Annotated in this window: 6 protein-coding genes; all 6 read left to right on the top strand. The window is 66.8% G+C overall.

Annotation, left to right across the window (positions count from 1 at the left end):
* Positions 1 to 185: 185 nt before the first annotated feature.
* The 6 genes from LRH25_RS11970 to LRH25_RS11945 all read left to right on the top strand — a co-directional run bounded on the left by LRH25_RS11970 (position 186) and on the right by LRH25_RS11945 (position 19,279).
* The gene (locus tag LRH25_RS11970) at positions 186 to 14,057 is read left to right on the top strand and encodes an SPM autocatalytic domain-containing protein (protein WP_141284092.1); all 13,872 of its coding nucleotides are present in this window, start codon (positions 186 to 188) and stop codon (positions 14,055 to 14,057) included.
* Between the two features lie 298 nt (positions 14,058 to 14,355).
* The gene (locus LRH25_RS11965) at positions 14,356 to 15,834 is read left to right on the top strand and encodes a serine hydrolase domain-containing protein (RefSeq protein WP_141284094.1); all 1,479 of its coding nucleotides are present in this window, start codon (positions 14,356 to 14,358) and stop codon (positions 15,832 to 15,834) included.
* Positions 15,835 to 16,662: 828 nt separating this feature from the next.
* On the top strand, positions 16,663 to 17,373 hold the full coding sequence (locus LRH25_RS11960; RefSeq protein WP_141284096.1) for a DUF4844 domain-containing protein: 711 nt from the start codon (positions 16,663 to 16,665) through the stop codon (positions 17,371 to 17,373).
* Positions 17,374 to 17,965: 592 nt separating this feature from the next.
* Entirely contained in the window at positions 17,966 to 18,406 is a 441-nt protein-coding gene (locus tag LRH25_RS11955; protein ID WP_170200673.1) for a YybH family protein, read from the top strand.
* Positions 18,407 to 18,498: 92 nt separating this feature from the next.
* Positions 18,499 to 18,819, top strand: a complete 321-nt coding sequence (gene frp / locus LRH25_RS11950) for a fluorescence recovery protein (protein ID WP_141284102.1) — start codon at positions 18,499 to 18,501, stop codon at positions 18,817 to 18,819.
* Between the two features lie 22 nt (positions 18,820 to 18,841).
* Entirely contained in the window at positions 18,842 to 19,279 is a 438-nt protein-coding gene (locus tag LRH25_RS11945; RefSeq protein ID WP_141284104.1) for a DUF1801 domain-containing protein, read from the top strand.
* The last annotated feature ends 135 nt before the right edge of the window (positions 19,280 to 19,414 follow it).

Raw genomic sequence — 19,414 nt, 5'->3', positions numbered from 1 at the left:
AAAACCGACTGAGAGATCGGAATTCCACCGACGTCGCTGCCCTGCGACCGGCTGCTGCCCTGATCTCGGCGCAAGGCGAGGAGCCTCGGTTCAGCCCCTTGCGCACCGTTTGAAGTTTCTGGGTAGCAGTCGCGCCGCGACGCCGGCTCGTTCCATTTGAGATCACAAGTTAAAGGACATCTGTCATGGCCACCACTGTTCCGACCCTGACCACTGATCAGATCGCAGCTCTCTCGACCGCTGCCGTCGCCGCGCTGACCACCGAAGACTGGGCCGCGTTCAGCAATGCGCAGATCCAGGCCCTGGGCACCGCGCAGGCCGCCGCCATCTCCAGCAGCGGCATTGCCGCCATGAGCGGCAGCCAGCTCGCCGCCTTCGGCACGGCAGATTTCTCGATGCTGAAGACCGCCGCCATCAAGGCGCTGACGGACGCGCAGCTCGCCGCCCTGACGACCGACCAGTTCGTCGCCATGTCCACCGGCCAGGTGGCCGTGCTGACCAGCTCGCAGATCGCCGGCCTGGCCACGAACCAGCTTGACTCGCTGAGCACCGGCCAGTTCGCCGCCATGACCAGCCTGCAGGTCGCCTCCATGACCGCCACCCAGGTGGCCGCGCTGGAAAGCGTGGACGTGGCTGCGCTGAGCACCGCCGCGATCAAGGGCATGACGGCCGACGCCGTCACCGCGCTGACCAGCACCCAGGCTGCCGCGCTGACCAGCGCGCAAGTCGCCTCGCTGAGCAGCACCCAGATCGCCGCGATGGACGTGGTGGACCTGCAGCAGCTGAGCGCCGACAAGATCCGCGCCATCGGCACCGCCGCCATCAAGGGCCTCAGCGCTGACCAGGTCGGTGGCCTGACCAGCGTCCAGGCCGCCGCGCTGGGCACCGCCCAGCTGGCCGCCATCGGCTCTGACCAGCTGAGCTCGCTGAGCACCGCCAACGTTGCTGCCCTGAGCTCGACCCAGATCGGCGCGCTGAGCAGCGCGCAAGTCGCCGCGATGAGCAATGCGCAAGTCGCCGCCATCGAAACCGCTGACGTCGTCGCGCTGGGCACGGCCGCCGTCAAGGCCTTGAACGCCGACCAGCTCGGCGCCATGACCACCGCGCAGTACGCCGCGCTGAGCACCGCCCAGACGGCAGCGCTGAGCACCACCCAGCTGCAAAGCCTCTCCACCGACCACCTGAACGCACTGGGCACCGCCCAGTTCGCCGCCATGAGCAGCGCCCAGGTGGCTTCGCTGTCGGCCGACCAGGTCGCCAAGCTCGAAACCGCCGACGTCGCTGCGCTGAGCACCGCCGCCGTCAAGACCCTGGGCGCCGATGCGCTGGGCGCATTGACCACCGCGCAAGTGGTGGCCATGAGCTCGGCCCAGCTGGCCCAGCTCGCCAGCAACCAGCTCGCCGCGATGAGCAGCGCCGCCATTGGCGCCATCGAAACCGCCGACATGGCCGCCATCAGCGTCACCGTGCTGAAGGGCCTGTCGGCCGACCAAGTCGGTGCGCTGAAGACCGCCCAGATCGCCGCCTTGAGCACCGCCCAGGTCGCCGCCTTGAGCGCTGACCAGGTCTCCGGCCTGAACACCGCCAACATCGCCGCACTGAGCTCCACCCAGGTCGGCACGCTGACCTCGGCCCAGCTCGGCGCGCTGAGCAGCACCCAGCTGGCCGCGATTGACACTGCCGACATCGGCGCCATCAGCACCGCGGTGCTGAAGACCCTGTCGGCCGACCAGTTCGCCACGCTGGGCACCGCCCAGCTGGCCGCGCTGAGCACCGCGCAAGTCGCCTCGCTGAGCGCCAACCAGCTGGCCGCGCTGGACACCGCCCACCTGGACGCGCTGACCACGGTTCAATACGCCGCGATGGGCAGCGCCCAGGTGGCCGCCATCACCGCCACCCAGGCCGCCAAGCTCGAAACCGCCGACCTGGCCGCGATCAACACCGCCGCCATCAAGGGCCTGAGCGTTGACGCCATCGGCGCGCTGACCACCGACCAGGTCAAGTACATGACTTCCGCCCAGGTGGCACAGCTGTCCAGCACCCAGCTGGGCGCGCTGACCGCAGGCGACGTGGGCGTGCTGAGCACCGCTGACATCACCGCCATCAGCACCGCCGCGATGAAGGGCCTGTCGGCCGACCAGATCGGCGGCCTGAACTCCCAGCAAGCCGCTGCGCTGAGCACCGCGCAAGTCGCGGCTTTGAGCAACGACCAGATCGCCGGCCTGTCGACCGCCAACATCGCCGCCCTGGGTTCCAACCAGATCGGCACGCTGAGCAGCGGCCAGTTGGCTGCGCTGAGCAGCACGCAGCTGGGCGCCATCGAGACGGCCGACATCAAGGCCATCTCCACCGCCGCGCTGAAGGCCTTGAGCCCGGACGTGCTGGGCAGCATGACTTCCGGCCAGCTGGCCGCGCTGACCACCGCGCAAGTCGCGGTGCTGAGCAACCAGCAGCTCTCCGGCCTGGCCACCGACGACCTGAACGCGCTGACCACGCTGCAGTTCTCCTCGCTGAGCAGCGGCCAGGTGGCCGCCTTGTCGGCTGACCAGGTGGCCAAGCTGGAGACGGCCGACGTGGCCGCCCTCGGCACCGCCGCGCTGAAGGGCCTGGGCAACGACGCGATGAACGCGCTGACCGCAGCGCAAGTCACGGCCATGGGCTCGGCCCAGCTGGCTGCGCTGAGCAGCGGCCAACTGGCGCAGATGAGCACCGCCGCTGTCGCCGCAATCGAGACCTCCGACCTGAAGAACATGGGCACGGCCACGCTGGCCGGCCTGACGGCTGACCAGCTGTCGCACCTGACGACCGCCCAGGTCGCCGCGCTGACCGCCGGCCAGATCGGCGCCCTGAAGGCCGAGCAGGTCGCCAACCTGACCGCAGGTGACGTGACCGCGCTGAGCTCCACGCAAGTGGGTGCGCTGACCAGCGCCCAGCTGGGCGCGATGAGCACCGCGCAGCTGGTGGCCATCGACTCGGCCGACATGAAGGCCCTCTCGACCGCCGCGCTGAAGGGCCTGAGCGCTGACCAGATCGCCTCGCTGACCACCGCGCAACTGGCCGCGATGAGCACTGCCCAGAGCGCCGCCCTGGGCAGCGCCCAGCTCGGCAGCCTGAGCAGCGACAACCTGAACTCGTTGAGCACCTCGACCTTCGCCAACCTGACCAGCGCGCAAGTCGCCGGCCTCACGGTCAGCCAGGTCGCCAACCTCGCGACCAAAGACCTCGCCGCCATCGGCACCGCTGCGCTGAAGGGCCTGAGCAACGACGACATGGCTGCGCTGACCACCGGTCAGGTGGCTGCCATGACCAGCAACCAGATCGCCGCGCTGAGCACCGGCCAGCTGGCTGCGCTGAACACGGCCGACATTGCGGCCATCGAGACCATCGACATCAAGGCGCTGGCCACCGGCGCCCTGGCCGGCCTCACGGCAGACCAGGTCGGCGCGCTGACCGGCGCGCAAGTGGGTGTGCTGAGCACCAACCAGATCGCCGCGCTGACACCCGGCCAGATGTCCGGCATGAGCACCGCCGGCGTGGTTGGCCTGACTTCGGCGCAAGTCGCCGTGCTGACGACCGCGCAAGTCGCCGCGATGGGCACGGCCCAGGTGGCCGCCATCGAGAGCGGTGACCTGAAGGCCTTGTCCACCGCCGCCATCAAGGTGATGAGCGTCGACCAGGTCAGCCACCTCACCAGCGGCCAGCTCGGCGCGCTGACGACCGACCAGGTCGCCGTGCTGAGCGCCGACCAGCTCGGCTCGCTGGGCTCCACCGCGCTGAACGCGATGGGCACCAGCCAGTTCGCCACCCTCACCAGCGCCCAGGTCGCAGGCCTCACCGCCGCGCAAGTGGCCAAGCTGGAAACGGCCGACCTGGCCGCACTGAACACCACCGCGCTGAAGGGCCTGAGCGCTGACGGCATGGCCGGCCTGTCGACCGCCCAGGTCGCCGGCCTGACCAGCACCCAGGTGGGCGCGCTCAGCAGCACCCAGCTGGCCGCGCTGACGCCCGCCAACATCGCGATCATCGAAACCGTCGACATCAAGGCCCTGAGCACCGCCGCCCTGGCCGGCCTCAGCTCGGCCCAGGTCGATGCGCTGACTTCCACCCAGCTGGCCGTGCTGAGCTCGGCCCAGATCGCCGCGCTGACGGTGGACCCGTCCTCGCTGGGCGGCCTGTCGACCGCCGACATCGTGGCCATGACCTCGACCCAGGTCGGTGGCCTGACCTCGGCCCAGGTGGCCGCGATGAGCACCGCCCAGCTGGCGGCCATCGAGACCGCCGACATCAAGGCCCTCTCGACCGCCGCGCTGCACGCGCTCAGCGCCGACCAGCTGAACAACCTGACCACCGCGCAGATGGCCGCGCTGAGCTCCGGCCAGATTGCCGGCTTCAGCAACGACCAGCTGGCCGCCCTGTCCACCGCCAACCTGAACGCGCTGGGCACCGCCCAGTTCGCTGCGCTGACCAGCGCCCAGGTGGGCGCGCTGACGGCCGCGCAAGTCGCCAAGCTGGAGACCGCCGACCTGGCGGCCATCGGCACGGCTGCGCTGAAGGGCCTGAACATTGACGACATGGCTGCGCTGACGACCGCACAGGTCGCCGGCCTGACCAGCACGCAAGTCGCGGCGCTGAGCAGCGGCCAGGTCAACGCACTGACCACCGCTGACGTGGCAGCCATCGAAACCGTGGACCTGAAGGCGATGGGCTCGGCCCAGCTGAAGGGCTTCTCGGCTGACCAGATCGCTGCGCTAACCAGCACCCAGGTGGGCGCCCTGGCCACCAGCCAGCTGACCGCGCTGAGCTCCGACCAGGTCGCAGGCCTGTCGGCCGCCAGCCTGGCCGGGCTGACCTCCACGCAGGCTGCTGCGCTCTCCGGCGCGCAACTGGCCGCGATGAGCTCGACCCAGCTCGACGCGATCCCGACCGGCGACATGAAGTCGCTGAGCACCGCTGCGCTGAAGGCACTGAGCGCCGACCAGGTCGGCTCGCTGACGACGGCCCAGCTGGCCGCGCTGAGCACCGACCAGATCGCCGTGCTGGGCACCGCCGCACTGGCAGGCTTGTCGACGAGCAACCTCGACGCGATGAGCACCGCGCAGTTCGCCACGCTGAACAGCGCCCAGATCGCTGCGCTGACGCCTGACCAGGTGGCCAAGCTGAGCACGGCCGACCTGGCGGCGATCAACACCGCCGCCATCAAGGGCCTGAGCGCCGACGGCATGGCCTCGCTGAGCTCCACGCAAGTGGCGGCCATGACGTCCAACCAAGTGGGCTCGCTGAGCAGCACCCAGGTGGGCGCGCTGACGAACGCCGCCATCGCCGGCATCGAAACCGTGGACATCAAGAACCTGTCGACCGCCGCACTGAAGGGCCTCACGGCCACTCAGGCTGGCGCGCTGACGGGTGCCCAGGCCACCGCGCTGGGCACCGCCCAGGTCGCCGCGCTGAGCAGCGACCAGGTCGCCGGCCTGTCCACCGCCGCCGTGGTCGGCCTGACCTCGGCCCAGTTCAACACCCTGGGCAGCGCCCAGCTGGGTGCGATGAGCACCGCGCAGCTGGCCGCCATCGAAACGGCCGACATCAAGGGCCTTGCCACTGCCGCGCTGAAGGGCCTGAGCGCTGACCAGCTCAACAGCTTCGGCACCGGCCAACTGGCCGTGCTGACGACCGACCAGGTCGGCGCGTTGACCACCGCCCAGCTGAGCGGCCTGAACAGCACCCACCTGAACGCGCTGAGCACCGCCCAGTTCGCTGCGATGAGCAGCGCCCAGGTGGCGGGCCTCTCGGCCGACCAGGTCGCGAAGATGGAGTCCGCTGACCTCGCGGCCCTGAACACCGCTGCACTGAAGGGCCTGAGCAACGACGCGATGGCCGCGCTGACCACCGCCGAAGTGGCCGGCCTGAGCTCCAACCAGGTCAGCGCACTGGGCAGCGGCCAAGTGGCTGCACTGACCACCGCCGGCATCGCCGCCATCGAAACGGTTGACCTGAAGGCGCTGGGCACCGCGGCGCTGAAGGGCCTGTCGGCCGACCAGATGGGCGCGCTGACCAGCGTGCAGGTCGCCGCCTTGACCACCGGCCAGCTGGCCGCGCTGGGCAGCGACCAGGTCGCTGGCCTGTCGGCCGCCGGCATCGCTGGCCTCACCTCGACCCAAGCCGCGGCGCTGACCGGCTCGCAACTGGCCGCGATGAACAGCGCCCAGCTGGACGCCATCGCCACCGGCGACATCAAGTCCATCACCACCGCTGCACTGCATGCGCTGAGCGCCGACCAGGTGGCCACGCTGACGACGGCCCAGCTGGCTGCCCTGAGCACCGACCAGATCGCCTCGATGGGCTCGGCCGCACTGGCCAACCTGTCCACCGCCAGTCTCAACGCACTGGGCAGCAGCCAGTTCGCGGTGCTGACCAGTGCCCAGGTCGCCGCGATGACGGCCGACCAAGTCGCCAAGCTCACCACCGGTGACCTGGCCTCGATCAACTCGGCCGCCATCAAGGGCCTGAGCGCGGACGGCGTGGCCGCACTGAGCACCGACCAGGTTGTGGCCCTGACCTCCGGCCAGATGGGCGCGCTGGGCAGCAGCCAACTGGCCGCGATGACGACCGCCGGCATCCGCGCGATCGAGACCGTGGACCTGAAGAACCTTTCCACCGCTGCGCTGAAGGGCCTGTCGGCCGACCAGGTGGGCGCACTGACGGGGGCACAAGCCACCGCGATGACGACCGCCCAAGTGGCCGCGCTGAGCGCTGACCAGGTCTCCGGCCTGGGCACCGCCGCAGTCGTGGGCCTGACCTCGGCCCAGATCAACACGCTGGGCAGTGCCCAGCTGGCTGCGATGAGCACCGCGCAACTGGCGGCCATCGAAACCGGCGACATGAAGGGCATTTCCACCGCTGCGCTGAAGGCCTTGAACGCCGACCAGCTCGGCGGCCTGGGCACCGCCCAGATGGCTGCGCTGTCGACCGACCAGGTCGCCGCGCTGACGACCGCCCAGCTGAACGGCCTGAGCTCGACCAACCTGAACGCCCTGACCAGCGCGCAATTCGCCACGCTGAGCAGCGCCCAGGTGGCCGCGCTGACGCCGGACCAGGTGGCCAAGATGGAGAGCGCTGACCTCGCCGCCCTCAGCACCGCCGCACTGAAGGGCCTGAGCGCTGACGCGATGGCCGTGCTGACCACGGCCGAAGTCGCCGGCCTGACCTCCAACCAGGTCGCCGCACTGAGCACCGCCCAGGTGGCGGCGCTGACGACGGCTGACGTGGCGGTCATCGAGACGGTGGACATCAAGGCCCTGAGCACCGGCGCCTTTGCCGCGCTGAGCGCCGAACAGGTCGGCGCGCTGACGGCTGGCCAGATCGGTGCGCTGAGCACCGGCCAGATCGCCGCCATCGGTGCCAACCAGTTCGCTGGCATGAGCACCGCCGGCATCGTCGGCCTGAGTTCCAACCAGGTTGCCGCGCTGTCCACCGCGCAAGTCGCGGCGCTGAGCACCGCGCAGCTGGCCGCCATTGAATCGGGCGACATCAAGGCCCTGTCCACCGGCGCGCTGAAGGCGCTGAGCGTGGACCAGTTCGGCGCCTTGACCAGCACCCAGCTGGGCGCGCTGACCTCCGCGCAAACCGCAGTGCTGAGCTCTGACCAGCTCGGCGTGCTGGGCACGGCCGCGCTGAACGCGATTGGCAGCGCACAGTTCGCTGGCATGACCAGCGCCCAGGTGGCCGGGCTGACCGCCGGCCAGGTCGCCAAGATGGAGACCGCCGACCTTGCCGCCATCGGCACCGCCGCCCTGAAGGGCCTGGGTGTGGACCAGATGGCCGTGCTGACGACTGCGCAAGTGGCAGGCCTGGGCTCGGCGCAAGTGGCCGCGCTGAGCAGCGCCCAGATCGGCGCCTTGAGCACCGCCAACATTGCCGCCATCGAGACGGTGGACCTGAAGGCGATGAGCACCGCCGCACTGGCCGGCCTGAGCTCGGCGCAAGTGGACGCGCTGACCTCCTCGCAGCTGGCCGTGCTGAGCTCCGCCCAGATCGCCGCGCTGCCGTTCGACCCGGTGGCCTCGCTGGCCGGCCTGAGCACGACCGACATCGTCAACCTGACCTCGACTCAAGTGGGCGCGCTGACCTCCGGCCAGATCGCCTCGCTGACCAGCACCCAGCTGGACGCCATCGAGACGGCCGACATCAAGGCCTTGTCCACCGCCGTGCTGCGCGCCATGAGCGCTGACCAGCTGAACACGCTGACGACGGCACAGATGGCCGCGTTGACGACCACCCAGGTTGGCGCGCTGAGCACCGACCAACTGGCCAACCTGAGCTCGACCAACCTCAACGCGCTGACCACCGCGGACTTCGCGAACATGGGCAGCGCCCAGATCGCCGCGCTGTCTGGCGACCAGATCGCCAAGCTGGAGACGGCCGACCTGGCCGCGCTGAGCACCGCCGCGCTGAAGGGCCTGGTTGCAGACGACATCAACCAGCTGTCCACCGCGCAAGTGGCCGGCCTGACGAGCACGCAAGTGGGCGCGCTGAGCTCGGCCCAGCTGAGCGGCCTGACGACGGCCGCCGTGGCCGCCATCGAGACCGTGGACATCAAGGCGCTGAGCACCGGCGCACTGGCCGGCCTGTCGGCTGACCAGGTCGGTGCCCTGACGGCGGCGCAAGTCGGCGTGATGGCCACCGAGCAGGTGGCGGCGCTGTCGCCCAGCGTGTTCGCCGGCCTGAGCACGGCCGCCATCGTCGGCCTGACCTCGAACCAGGTCGGCGCGCTGAGCACCGCGCAAGTCACAGCGCTGAGCAACGCCCAGCTGGCCGCGATTGAAACCGCGGACCTGAAGGCCATGTCCACCGCCGCGGTCAAGGCCCTGACGGCCGACCAGTTCGGCAACCTGACCAGCAGCCAGCTGGCCGCGCTGACGACCGCCCAGGTCGCCGTGCTGGGCACTGCCCAGCTGTCCAACCTGAGCAGCACCAACCTCAACGCGATGGGCACCGCCCAGTTCGCCGCCATGGGCAGCGCCCAGGTGGCCGGGCTGACGGGTGACCAGGTCGCCAAGATGGAGTCCCAGGACCTGGCCGCGCTGAGCACCGCCGCGATGAAGGGCCTGTCGGCCGACGCGATGGCCATGCTGGGCACGACGCAGGTCGCAGGCCTCAGCTCGCTGCAGGTCTCGGCGCTGACCAGCACCCAGCTGGGCGCGCTGACCACCGCCGGCATCGCCGCGATGGAAACGGTTGACGTCAAGCAGCTCAGCACCGCCGCGCTGGATGGCCTGTCGGCCGACCAGGTCGGTGCGCTGACCGCGGGCCAGATGGCCGCGCTGAGCACCGCCCAGATCGCCTCGCTGGGCAGCAGCCAGCTGGCCGGCCTGAGCACCGCGGCCGTGGCCGGCATGAGCTCGGCCCAGATCGGCACGCTGAGCAGCACCCAGATCGCCAGTCTGGGCACCGCCCAGATCGCCGCGATCGAAACCGCCGACATCAAGGCCCTGGGCACTGCCGCACTGCATTCGCTGAACGTTGACCAGATCGGCGCGATGACCAGCGGCCAGTTCGCTGCGCTGACGACCGACCAGGCCACCGCGCTGACCTCCGAGCAGCTCAATGTGCTCGGCACCGCGGTGCTGAACGCCCTGGGCAGCGCGCAGTTCGCCGCGATGAACAGCGCGCAGATCAGCGGCCTGACCGCCGCGCAAGTGGCCAAGATGGATACTGCCGACGTGGCCGCCATCAGCACCGCTGCGCTGAAGGGCCTGGGCGTTGACGGGATGGCCGCGCTGACCTCCGACCAGGTCGTCGCGCTGAACACCGCGCAAGTCGGCTCGCTGAGCAGCGTGCAGCTGGCAGCGCTGACGACCGGCGACGTGGCCGCCATCGAGACCGTGGACCTGAAGGCCATCGGCACCGCAGCATTGCGCGGTCTGACGGCTGACCAGATCGGCGGCCTGACGGCCGGCCAGGTCGGCGCGATGACCACCGCGCAGATCAACTCGCTGACCGCCGACCAGGTGGCCGGCATGACCACCGCTGCGGTGCATGGCCTGACCTCCACCCAGCTGGGCGTGCTGACCAGCGACCAGATCGCCGCGATGAGCTCGGCACAGCTGGCCGCGATGGACACCAGCGACATGAAGTCGCTGAGCACCGCCGCGCTGCATGCGATGTCGCCGGACCAGATCGCCCAGTTCTCGACCTCGCAGATGGCCAGCCTGAGCACGGCGCAAGCCGCGGCGCTGACCTCCGACCAACTCGCCGCCCTCGGCACCGCCAACCTGAACGCGCTGGGCACGGGGCAGTTCGCTGCACTGAACAGCGCCCAGGTGTCGGCACTGACCGGCGCGCAAGTGGCCAAGATGGAGACCGCCGACCTGGCGGCCCTGTCGACCGCAGCGGTCAAGGGCCTGAGCGCTGACGCAATGGCCGCACTGACCACCGACCAGACCGTGGCGCTGACCAGCGCCCAAGTCTCGGCACTGGGCAGCGCGCAGATCGCCGCCATCACCACGGCCGACATCGCCAAGATGGAAGCGGTGGACTTCAAGGCCATCGGCACCGCCGCGATGGCCGGGCTGACCCCTGAACAGGTCGGCGCGCTGACGACCGCCCAGGTCGCCGGCATGACGACCGACCAGGTCAAGGCACTGAGCGCCGACCAACTGGCCGGCCTGACGACGGCCAACCTGGCCGTCCTCGGCTCGGCCCAGTTCAACGCCATCCCGACCGCCCAGCTCGTCACGCTGACGACTGCGCAAATCGCCGCGATCACCACCGCCGACGTGAAGGCCATGACCACCGCCGCGGTGCATGCGCTGGACCCGTCGCAAGTGGCCGCCATGACCACCGCGCAGATCGACGCGATCACCACGGCGCAAGCCGCGGCGCTGACCGCCGACCAGCTGAGCGGCCTGGCCACGGCCAAGCTGAACGCCTTGGGCTCGGCCCAGTTCGGCGCGCTCAACAGCGACCAGGTGGCTGCCCTGTCGGCTGCCCAGGTCGGCAAGCTTGAAACGGCTGACCTGGCCGCGCTGAGCACCACCGCACTGAAGGGCCTGACCGACGTGAGCTTCGCCGCGATGAGCAGCGACCAGATCGTCGGCCTGAGCTCCATCCAGGTGGCTTCGCTGAGCAGCACCCAGCTGGGTGGCATCACCAGCGCCGCGATCGCGAAGATGGAAATCGTCGACGTCAAGGCCCTGAGCACTGCCGCGATGGCCGGCCTGCTGGCCGCCCAGGTCGGCGCACTGAGCTCCGACCAGGTCGCCGCGCTGAGCACGGCCCAGGTGCATGCCCTGAGCGTGGACCAGTTCGCCGGCCTGAGCACCGCCGGTGTGGCCTCGCTGACCTCGGCCCAGGCTGCGGTGTTGACCAGCGACCAGATCGACGCGCTGGGCACCGCACAGCTGCTCGCGCTGAGCACCAACGCCATCAAGACCCTGACCACGGCCGCGCTGACCGCGCTGGTGGCTGGCGACGTGGGCGCCCTGTCCACCGACCAGGTGCAGGCGCTGACGACCGCCCAGCTGCACAGCATGGGCAGCGACCAGGTCGCCGGCCTGACGACCGCCGGTGTCGTGGCCCTGACGTCCGCGCAAGTGGGCGCCATGACCTCGGATCAGCTCAACGGGCTGTCCACCACCCAGCTGACCAAGCTGGAAGTGGGTGACATCAAGGCGATTGCCACCGAAGCCATCGCCGGCCTCGCCGTGGCCTCGGTTGCCGCACTGACGACAGACCAGGTCGTCGGCCTGAGCACCCAGCAAGCCTACGCGCTGACCAGCGACCAACTCGGCGGCATGACCTCGACCCAGCTGGGCGCGATCGAAACCGCCGATGTCAAGGCACTCAGCGTGGGCGCACTGGCAGGGCTCAGCTCGGCCGACGTGGCCGCACTGGGCGCCACCCAGGTCGCCGCGATGACCACCGCGCAGATCCACGCACTGACCAGCGACCAGGTCCCTGGCCTGAGCACCGCCGCCCTGGTGGCCATGACCTCCAGCCAGTTCGCCGCGATGACCAGCGAGCAGCTGAACGCGTTGACCAGCACCCAGATCAGCAAGATCGAGGCAGCGGACATCAAGTCCATCGCCACCGACGCGCTGCACGGCCTGGGCAGCACCGCGATCAGCGGCCTGACGACCGACCAGATCGTCGCCATCAGCACGGTGCAGGCAGCAGCGCTGACCAGCGACCAGCTGGGCGTGATGAGCTCGGTGCAGCTGGCTGCCATCGAATCGGCCGACTTCAAGGCCATCGATGCAGGCGCACTGGCAGGCCTCAGCTCCGCTGACCTGTCGGCCCTGACGGCCGGCCAGGTCGGCGCGATGACCACCACGCAGATCGACGCCATCGGCACCGCGCAGATTGCCGGCCTGAGCAGCGACGCGATCATTGCGCTCACGTCGACCCAGATCGCCGTGCTGAGCAGCGACCAGGTCAACGCGATGAGCACCGCGCAGATCGCCAAGATCGAGCTGGGCGACATCAAGGCCCTGAGCGCCGACACGCTCAACGGCCTGGACGCCACCCACCTGCATGCACTGACGACCGACCAGATCGTCGCCCTGAGCACCACCCAGGCCGCCGCGCTGACCAGCACCCAGCTGCATGCGATGAGCTCGGACCAACTGGCCGCCATTGAAACGGTGGACCTGAAGGCCATGGTCGGTGGTTCGCTGGACGGCCTCAGCTCGGCCGACGTGGCTGCCCTGGGCACCCACGTTGCCGCACTGAGCACGGCACAGTTCGCCGGTCTGGATGCGACCCAGATCGCCGGCCTGACGACGGACGCCGTCATCGCCCTGAACACCGCTCAGCTCAACACGCTGGACGCCGCCCACCTCAACGCCCTGAGCACCGCTCAGCTGGCCGCGATCGAAGCCGGTGACATGCGCGGCCTGTCGCTGGACGCCATCGGTGCGCTGACCTCGGGGGATCTCGCCTCGCTGAGCAACGCCCAGATCACCGGCATGACCTCGACGCAGATCCAACACCTGGATGCGACGCAGATCGCCGGCTTCACCAGCAGCCAGATCGCGGCCATCGACGTTGCGGACCTGAAGACGCTGGACGCCACCACGCTGGACGGCCTCAGCTCGACCCAGGTGGCAGGCTTCAACGCGGCGCAGATTGCCGGTCTCACGACCGACCAGTTTGTCTCGCTGTCTGCCGCCCAGATCGCCGGCCTGACGACGGACCAGGCGCAGTCCCTGACCAACGCCCAGATCCATGCGATGACTTCCGACCAGATCTCCGGTCTGTCCTCGGCGGACATCGCGGCGATGAGCGCCAGCCAGGCCTCGGCCTTCACCCAGGCGACCAAGGACGCCATGGACGCCGGCCAGACCACCGCACTGGCCTCGACCCCGATCGTCTTTGACCTGAACGGCGACGGCGTGCACACCACCGCGGCTGCCAACGGTGTCAACTTCGACCTGGACGCGACCGGCACCGCGCACAAGGTCGGCTGGGTGGATTCCACCGACGGCCTGCTGGCCATGGACCGCAACGGGGACGGCACCATCAACAATGGCTCCGAACTCTTCGGCTCGGCCACGCAGACGGCCACCGGCAAGGCCACCGACGGCTTCGCCGCCATGAGCTCGATGGACAGCAACAGCGACGGCCTGCTGAACGCGTCGGACATCAACTTCGACAAGCTCAAGCTGTGGGTCGACGCCAACCACGACGGCGTGAGCGAAGCGGGTGAACTGAAGAGCCTGTCCGACTACGGCATCGTCTCGATCAACCTGCACGCCCAAACCGGCACGGTGACCGACAACGGCAACTTCCTCGGCCTGACCTCCAGCTACACCACCACCGACGGCAGCAAGCACGACGTGGCGGACGTCTGGTTCAACAAGGACAACGGCAAGAGCACCACGGGCACGGCGTCCACCACGCCGACCCTGAACGACCTGCTCGCGTCCCCGGCCGATGCACTGCCCGGCGGTGTCGGCGACGCTGGCACCAGCCACGCCGCCACCACCAACGTGGCCGCCAGCGTCCTGCACCACAAGTCGCTGGAAGACGAACTGCGCGCCAACAGCACCCCGCTGATCTAAGGCACAAGCCCGGCGGGCAAAGGCAGGGCAGGGCACAAGCCCCGTCCTCCACTTGCCCACCAGGCCTCACCCGCAGACCCCAAAACTCGCCGCTGGCGGGTTTTGTTTTTTGGGCTCGCGCGGCGCGTTGGCCGGGCGAGCGTTTTCAAAAAAAAACCAGCGCCAGGCGTCCGGAATCCTCAGCGAGAATCCAATGGCTTTTCAGATGTTGGGGCAGGCGCCGCCTCGTCAGGCACTTTGGCGATGTCTGAAGCGTGATTTATAGTTAAGCTTCAAGCTCGAACGGCAATGGATATAAATGCACGCAGCAGCTCAGAAACGCGTTGTTGGCGCAATCATCGGTTCGGCCTTGTCTGGCTGTGCATTTGTTCAGGTTCCTTCCGTCAGCCCACACACGCGCTACGACAACGCCTTGCGGCAGGCGGTTGCGTTCGAAGGTGCGGCGGAAGCAAAGATGTCGCTGGCCGACCGGATGGCACGCTGGAAGGTGTCGGGGGTGAGTGTCGCCATCATCGACGACTGCCGCATCGTTGAAATCAAAGGCTTCGGGGTCGCTGGTGCAAACGGGCATGCAGTCAGTACACAAACCATATTCCAGGCAGCTTCCGTCACCAAACCCGTGGCGGCCTTCGCCGCATTGCGTTTGGTCGATAAAGGCGTCCTCTCGCTCGACGAAAACGTGAATCTCCATCTGCAAGCGTGGAAGGTTCCGGACACCCCGCTGCTGGCTGGCCATCCAGTCACCCTGCGGAGCATCCTCAGTCACAGTGCCGGCCTCGTTCCCGGTGGCTATGGTGGCTATAAGAAGGGGTCACCGATGCCGACACTGCTCCAGACCCTGGACGGAATCGAACCGGCACGCCCCAAACCGGTCGAGGTTGCCTATACGCCAGGTTCCGAGTGGCGCTACGCTGGCGGCGGCTACCTTGTCGCACAGCTTCTCATGACAGAGAAGACGGGTAAGAGCTTCGATAGCCTCATGCGAGACGAGGTGTTCGTGCCCACCGGCATGCACCACAGCGGCTTCGAGACTCCAGACGGGCAGGATGTGGCGGTCGGCCATGTCGCGGATGGATCGGAAGTCCCGGGGGGCTGGCACATCTATCCCGAGCTAGCGGCGGCAAGCCTGTGGACCACCGCGCCCGATCTCGCCCTGTTCGGCGTGGTGGCAATGAAGGCCGCGCGCCATGACCGCCACGCTCTTCTATCGCCGGGGATTGCCGACCTGATGACGACGGCGCAGATCGGCTCACGCAGTCTCGGCTTTGTTGTCGGCGGCGAAGGCCAAAATCGCCATTTCGGACATGACGGCACGAACGTAGGGTACAACTCCTCACTGATCCTCTACCCCGCGACCTGCCAAGGGGCCGCGATACTGACCAATTCCGACAATGCCAAACCCCTGATCGCCGAACTGCTGCGCGGGATCGCCGACGCGTATGGCTGGCCAGACGCCATGGCCACGCCGGTCGTGGTGCGCACAGAAATCACTGCCTCAGTTTCCGAGAGGTTTGTTGGGACCTATGCGTTCGCCGACATTCAGGGCGTCGATCCATTCAGGATCATTCACGGCCAGGCAGGCGAAGACCTGATCTTCGACCGCGGCGACGGCCACCGTGAACCTCTTTACGCCACGGCGGAAGGTCTGGTGGGCCCGGACAGCGGCATCACCATCAAGGCGGTCACGACCGGAGAAGGCCCGGCTCGGACGATCACCTACACCCGCATCGGCAGGAGCGGTGGCGCGAAAGCGAACCGGCTTCCGACGCCGAACTGATGCAGGCGAGATGATTTCTATAGGCCAGGGTACCAATCGGGACGGGGAAGTCCCTTTCATTCGTTAGACGTCGCATGTCAGCACCCCCGAAATTCACCGGTTCGATCTGGTTTGCAACCGTTGTGGCCCTGTTGGTCTCATTGGGAGCACAAGTGCTGATCGACAACTTGGTGCCTATCGCTGCACTCGAGTGGCTCTACGACAAGCCACCGTCTGAAAATGTTGTGCTCATCGCCGGCCAAACATCTTTCTGGCGCGTAGACACTTTGTTTCGTGCGGTGTCCTTTGGTCTTGGCGCGTTCATCGCTTGCCTTCTCTCTGGATCGCATTCATGGTCGTTGCGGGGAAGCCTTGTGGCAAGTGCTGTTTTTGCTACGGCATTTGCTCAGTTCCCAAGACCGGCAGCTCCGTGGCAGTTGGCCATATGGTCCCTAGCAGCTCCCGTGGGCGCGCTTCTTGTGAGCGTCCTCTTTCGGGTACGGAGGGCCCACGCCTAACACCGCCTCTCCGAGCATTTTTGTCACTGGCCTTGCGGCAGCAGTTCTGGTCTGCAGGTTTCATGCTGCTGGCACGCTTCTCGTTCCCTCCGTCAATGAGCGCCACCCACTCAAGTTCGTGGGTGCTTTAGGCACATACTTTTGCTTGTTCGCGCTGGCCGGAGCATTGTTCTGGCACTGGGCTCGCGGCGGCGCATGAAGTTCCGCCCAACCCGTGAAGAACCTCCTAGCGCGGCAAGTCCTACGTTTGATTGAGTCGCCATTCGGGCTCCTTCAATGCCGAATTGCACCGAGCCGCTGCCACGCAGCTGAATTTTAAATTTAGGTTTCCATGAGCCGTCGACTGCTGGTTGCCATCTTATTCTCCACTGCTCTCAATTTTTGCCTTGTGGCTGGTGCGGTGAGCAACGAAACCCCAGGGGGATCCGTGCCTATGTCCGTTGTCAGCGATACGAGGCAAGCGCTCGAACGCTTTTTAGCGTTACCGAAATTTCGAGAGGAAGGGTTGTATCGCCCGCCAAGCGAGGCCGCACGCCTGGAATACGAGGCGCGAGTGAACGCTCTTGCCAACCGTCTGCTTGCTCGACTGAGCGCTCTGCCGTCGAAGGCCGAAGTGCTCGACGAGTTCAAGCCTACGTTGAAGGAGTTCGAGAACACAGACAGCGAAGACCGAGACCAATTGCTTCAATACATCGAGAACATCATGGACATCTTTGGCATCCAGAGTTCCGACAGTCTTCTCAACAAGTGGCGCTACGGCTTCGACCCCAATCAAACCCAGGAAGAGCAGAACGCTGATGCGCTGGCCCAAATGACTGCAAGCGAAAGAGCGCTGTTGGTCAAGCTGGAATCAGTGCAGAAGGAGACGGCCCTTGCGGCCATGATCCAGTTGCTGGGTTCGCCCTCCATGAGCAGTGCTGGCATGCATACTTGGTTTCTGGACAAGGACCACTCCAGCGCAGTCTCGCTCGGCTCCCGGAGCGGTGCCCAGATCATCATTTGGCTGTGCACAGGGCGCTTTTCGTATGCGCGCAAGCTGTAGACCCTTCAATCAACCTGACTTGCCGCATCAAGCTGGGTCGCTCAGATTGAACTTCCGCAGCAAGTCAATATTGGTACTTCGATACCAATCCAGGACTGGGTGATTCCTTCGTATGCAACCTCTTCTCCGTAAGGCTGTGAACGACGATGCATCGGCAGTAGCCGAAGTTATTATCTCGTCTCGCAAGGCATTCATTCCATATGCGCCGATGGCGCACAGCGCAGTCGAAACCCACCACTGGGTACGGAATATTCTCATGCCTTCTTGTAGAGTTTCGGTTGCCTGTATGGCGGAGGCCGTGGTTGGCATTCTGGCCACCTCCGAGGCCAAGGGCATTTCCTGGATTGATCAGCTGTATGTGCTGCCGGGCTTTGTTGGCCAGGGCATGGGCTTGCGTCGCTTCCCCGGCCCGTCAGGCTCTATACATTCCAGGCCAATGCAGGCGCACGCCGCTTCTACAAGCGGCACGGCTTCAGCGCGATAGAGTTCACAGACGGCAGCTTGAACGAAGAGCGCTGCCCGGATGTCCTGTTGGAACTGGCTGCGGCCCGTCACCAGCCGCAACGATCAATCGTCAATGGAAGGACTCACCATGAGTGATCCCGAGAAGCAGGTTCTGCAAAAGCTCGACACCTACAAGTCCGCTGTCCTGGCGAAGAACGCCGAGACCTTCATGCAGCTTTACGACGCCGAGGTCCGGGTATTCGACACTTGGGGAACCTGGTCATACGAAGGTGCCGCGGCTTGGCGAATCGCCGTGGAGGGGTGGTTCTCTTCGCTCGGAGACGAGACCGTCAGGGTGACGTTCGAAGACGTGAAAATCACGGCGGAGCCCAGCTTCGCCGCAATGACCGCCTTCGCCAGGTACGCTGCCTTTTCGGCTCAAGGCGAAGAACTTCGGGCCATGCAAAACCGCATCACCTGGGTGCTCAAAACCCGCGGCCATGTTTTACGCATCGTCCACGAGCACACATCCGCCCCCATCGGGTTCGAAGACACGAAGGCGATGTTCAAACGGGAAGGGAAGTCATGAACGCACGGTCGAGCGTTGCTTGACCCTTCAATCGAGGTGACTGGCTTCGGCAGCCCCTCGTGTCTGGAGATCCTTGTTCTGGAGGCCAAGACATGCACGACATCAACTGGTCAAACTCGGAGAAGCGGGTCGCGCGAGCGGTCTTTGAATCTGCGTTGCAGAAGGAACTCTCGGACATCATCACCGAGTTCAAGCGTGCGGCTGCATCCATATCCGAACCTGATGAACTGTGGTCTCTCATCAAGCGCACCGATCAGAGGCGCAGGGAGATTGACTTCAAGTACGACTACCGGTACTCGCAGCTGCTGCACGTCTTTGGGCGTCTGCTGCGCGAAGGTCGCATTGCCGAAGAAGATCTTCAGGGCCTCGATGAGAAGAAAGTCGCCATCATTCTGACCATCGCCGAGCTTTGAAAACCCTGCCAGGATTCCCGCCATGCCAGAAGCCAAGACCAAGCCGACAGATGCAAGCGTCGATGACCACATCGCCGCGAAGGCAAGCGAGGCGCAGCGAGCCGATTGCAAGGCCCTGATGGCCCTGCTCAAGAAGGTCACCGGGCAAGGCCCGAAGATGTGGGGGCCGAGCATCGTGGGTTATGGCGCCTACCAGTACACCTACGCATCCGGCAGGACCGGCACTTCATGCCTGGTCGGCTTCGCGATTCGAGGGCGCGAGATCGTGCTCTATCTGGCGCCGTACTGGGATGGCGCAGCCGAGTTGCTGTCCAGGCTGGGCCCGCACAAGATGGGCAAGGGTTGCCTCTACTTCAAGCGCCTCGCGGATCTGGACCCGTCCGTCCTGGCGCAACTCGTCATCGGTTCAGTCGCCGAAATCGAACGCCGCCATGGCCCTGTTCACACAGGCGGCGAATGACGCTTCCTAGTTTGGCCGACGAGCCTGCGCTTGAGGACGATCCTGAATGCGGTTCGGCGCTGGTGGGTTGCCTGGCCCCGGGGCCAAGTCCAGGGCCTGTGCTGAGCCTGAGCCTCGCATGCCACTGGCAGAATC

The sequence above is a fragment of the Ideonella azotifigens genome, assembly GCF_021043325.1.
In the GTDB taxonomy this organism is placed as follows: domain Bacteria; phylum Pseudomonadota; class Gammaproteobacteria; order Burkholderiales; family Burkholderiaceae_C; genus Ideonella; species Ideonella azotifigens.
This window is presented reverse-complemented; position numbering and strand designations above follow the sequence as displayed.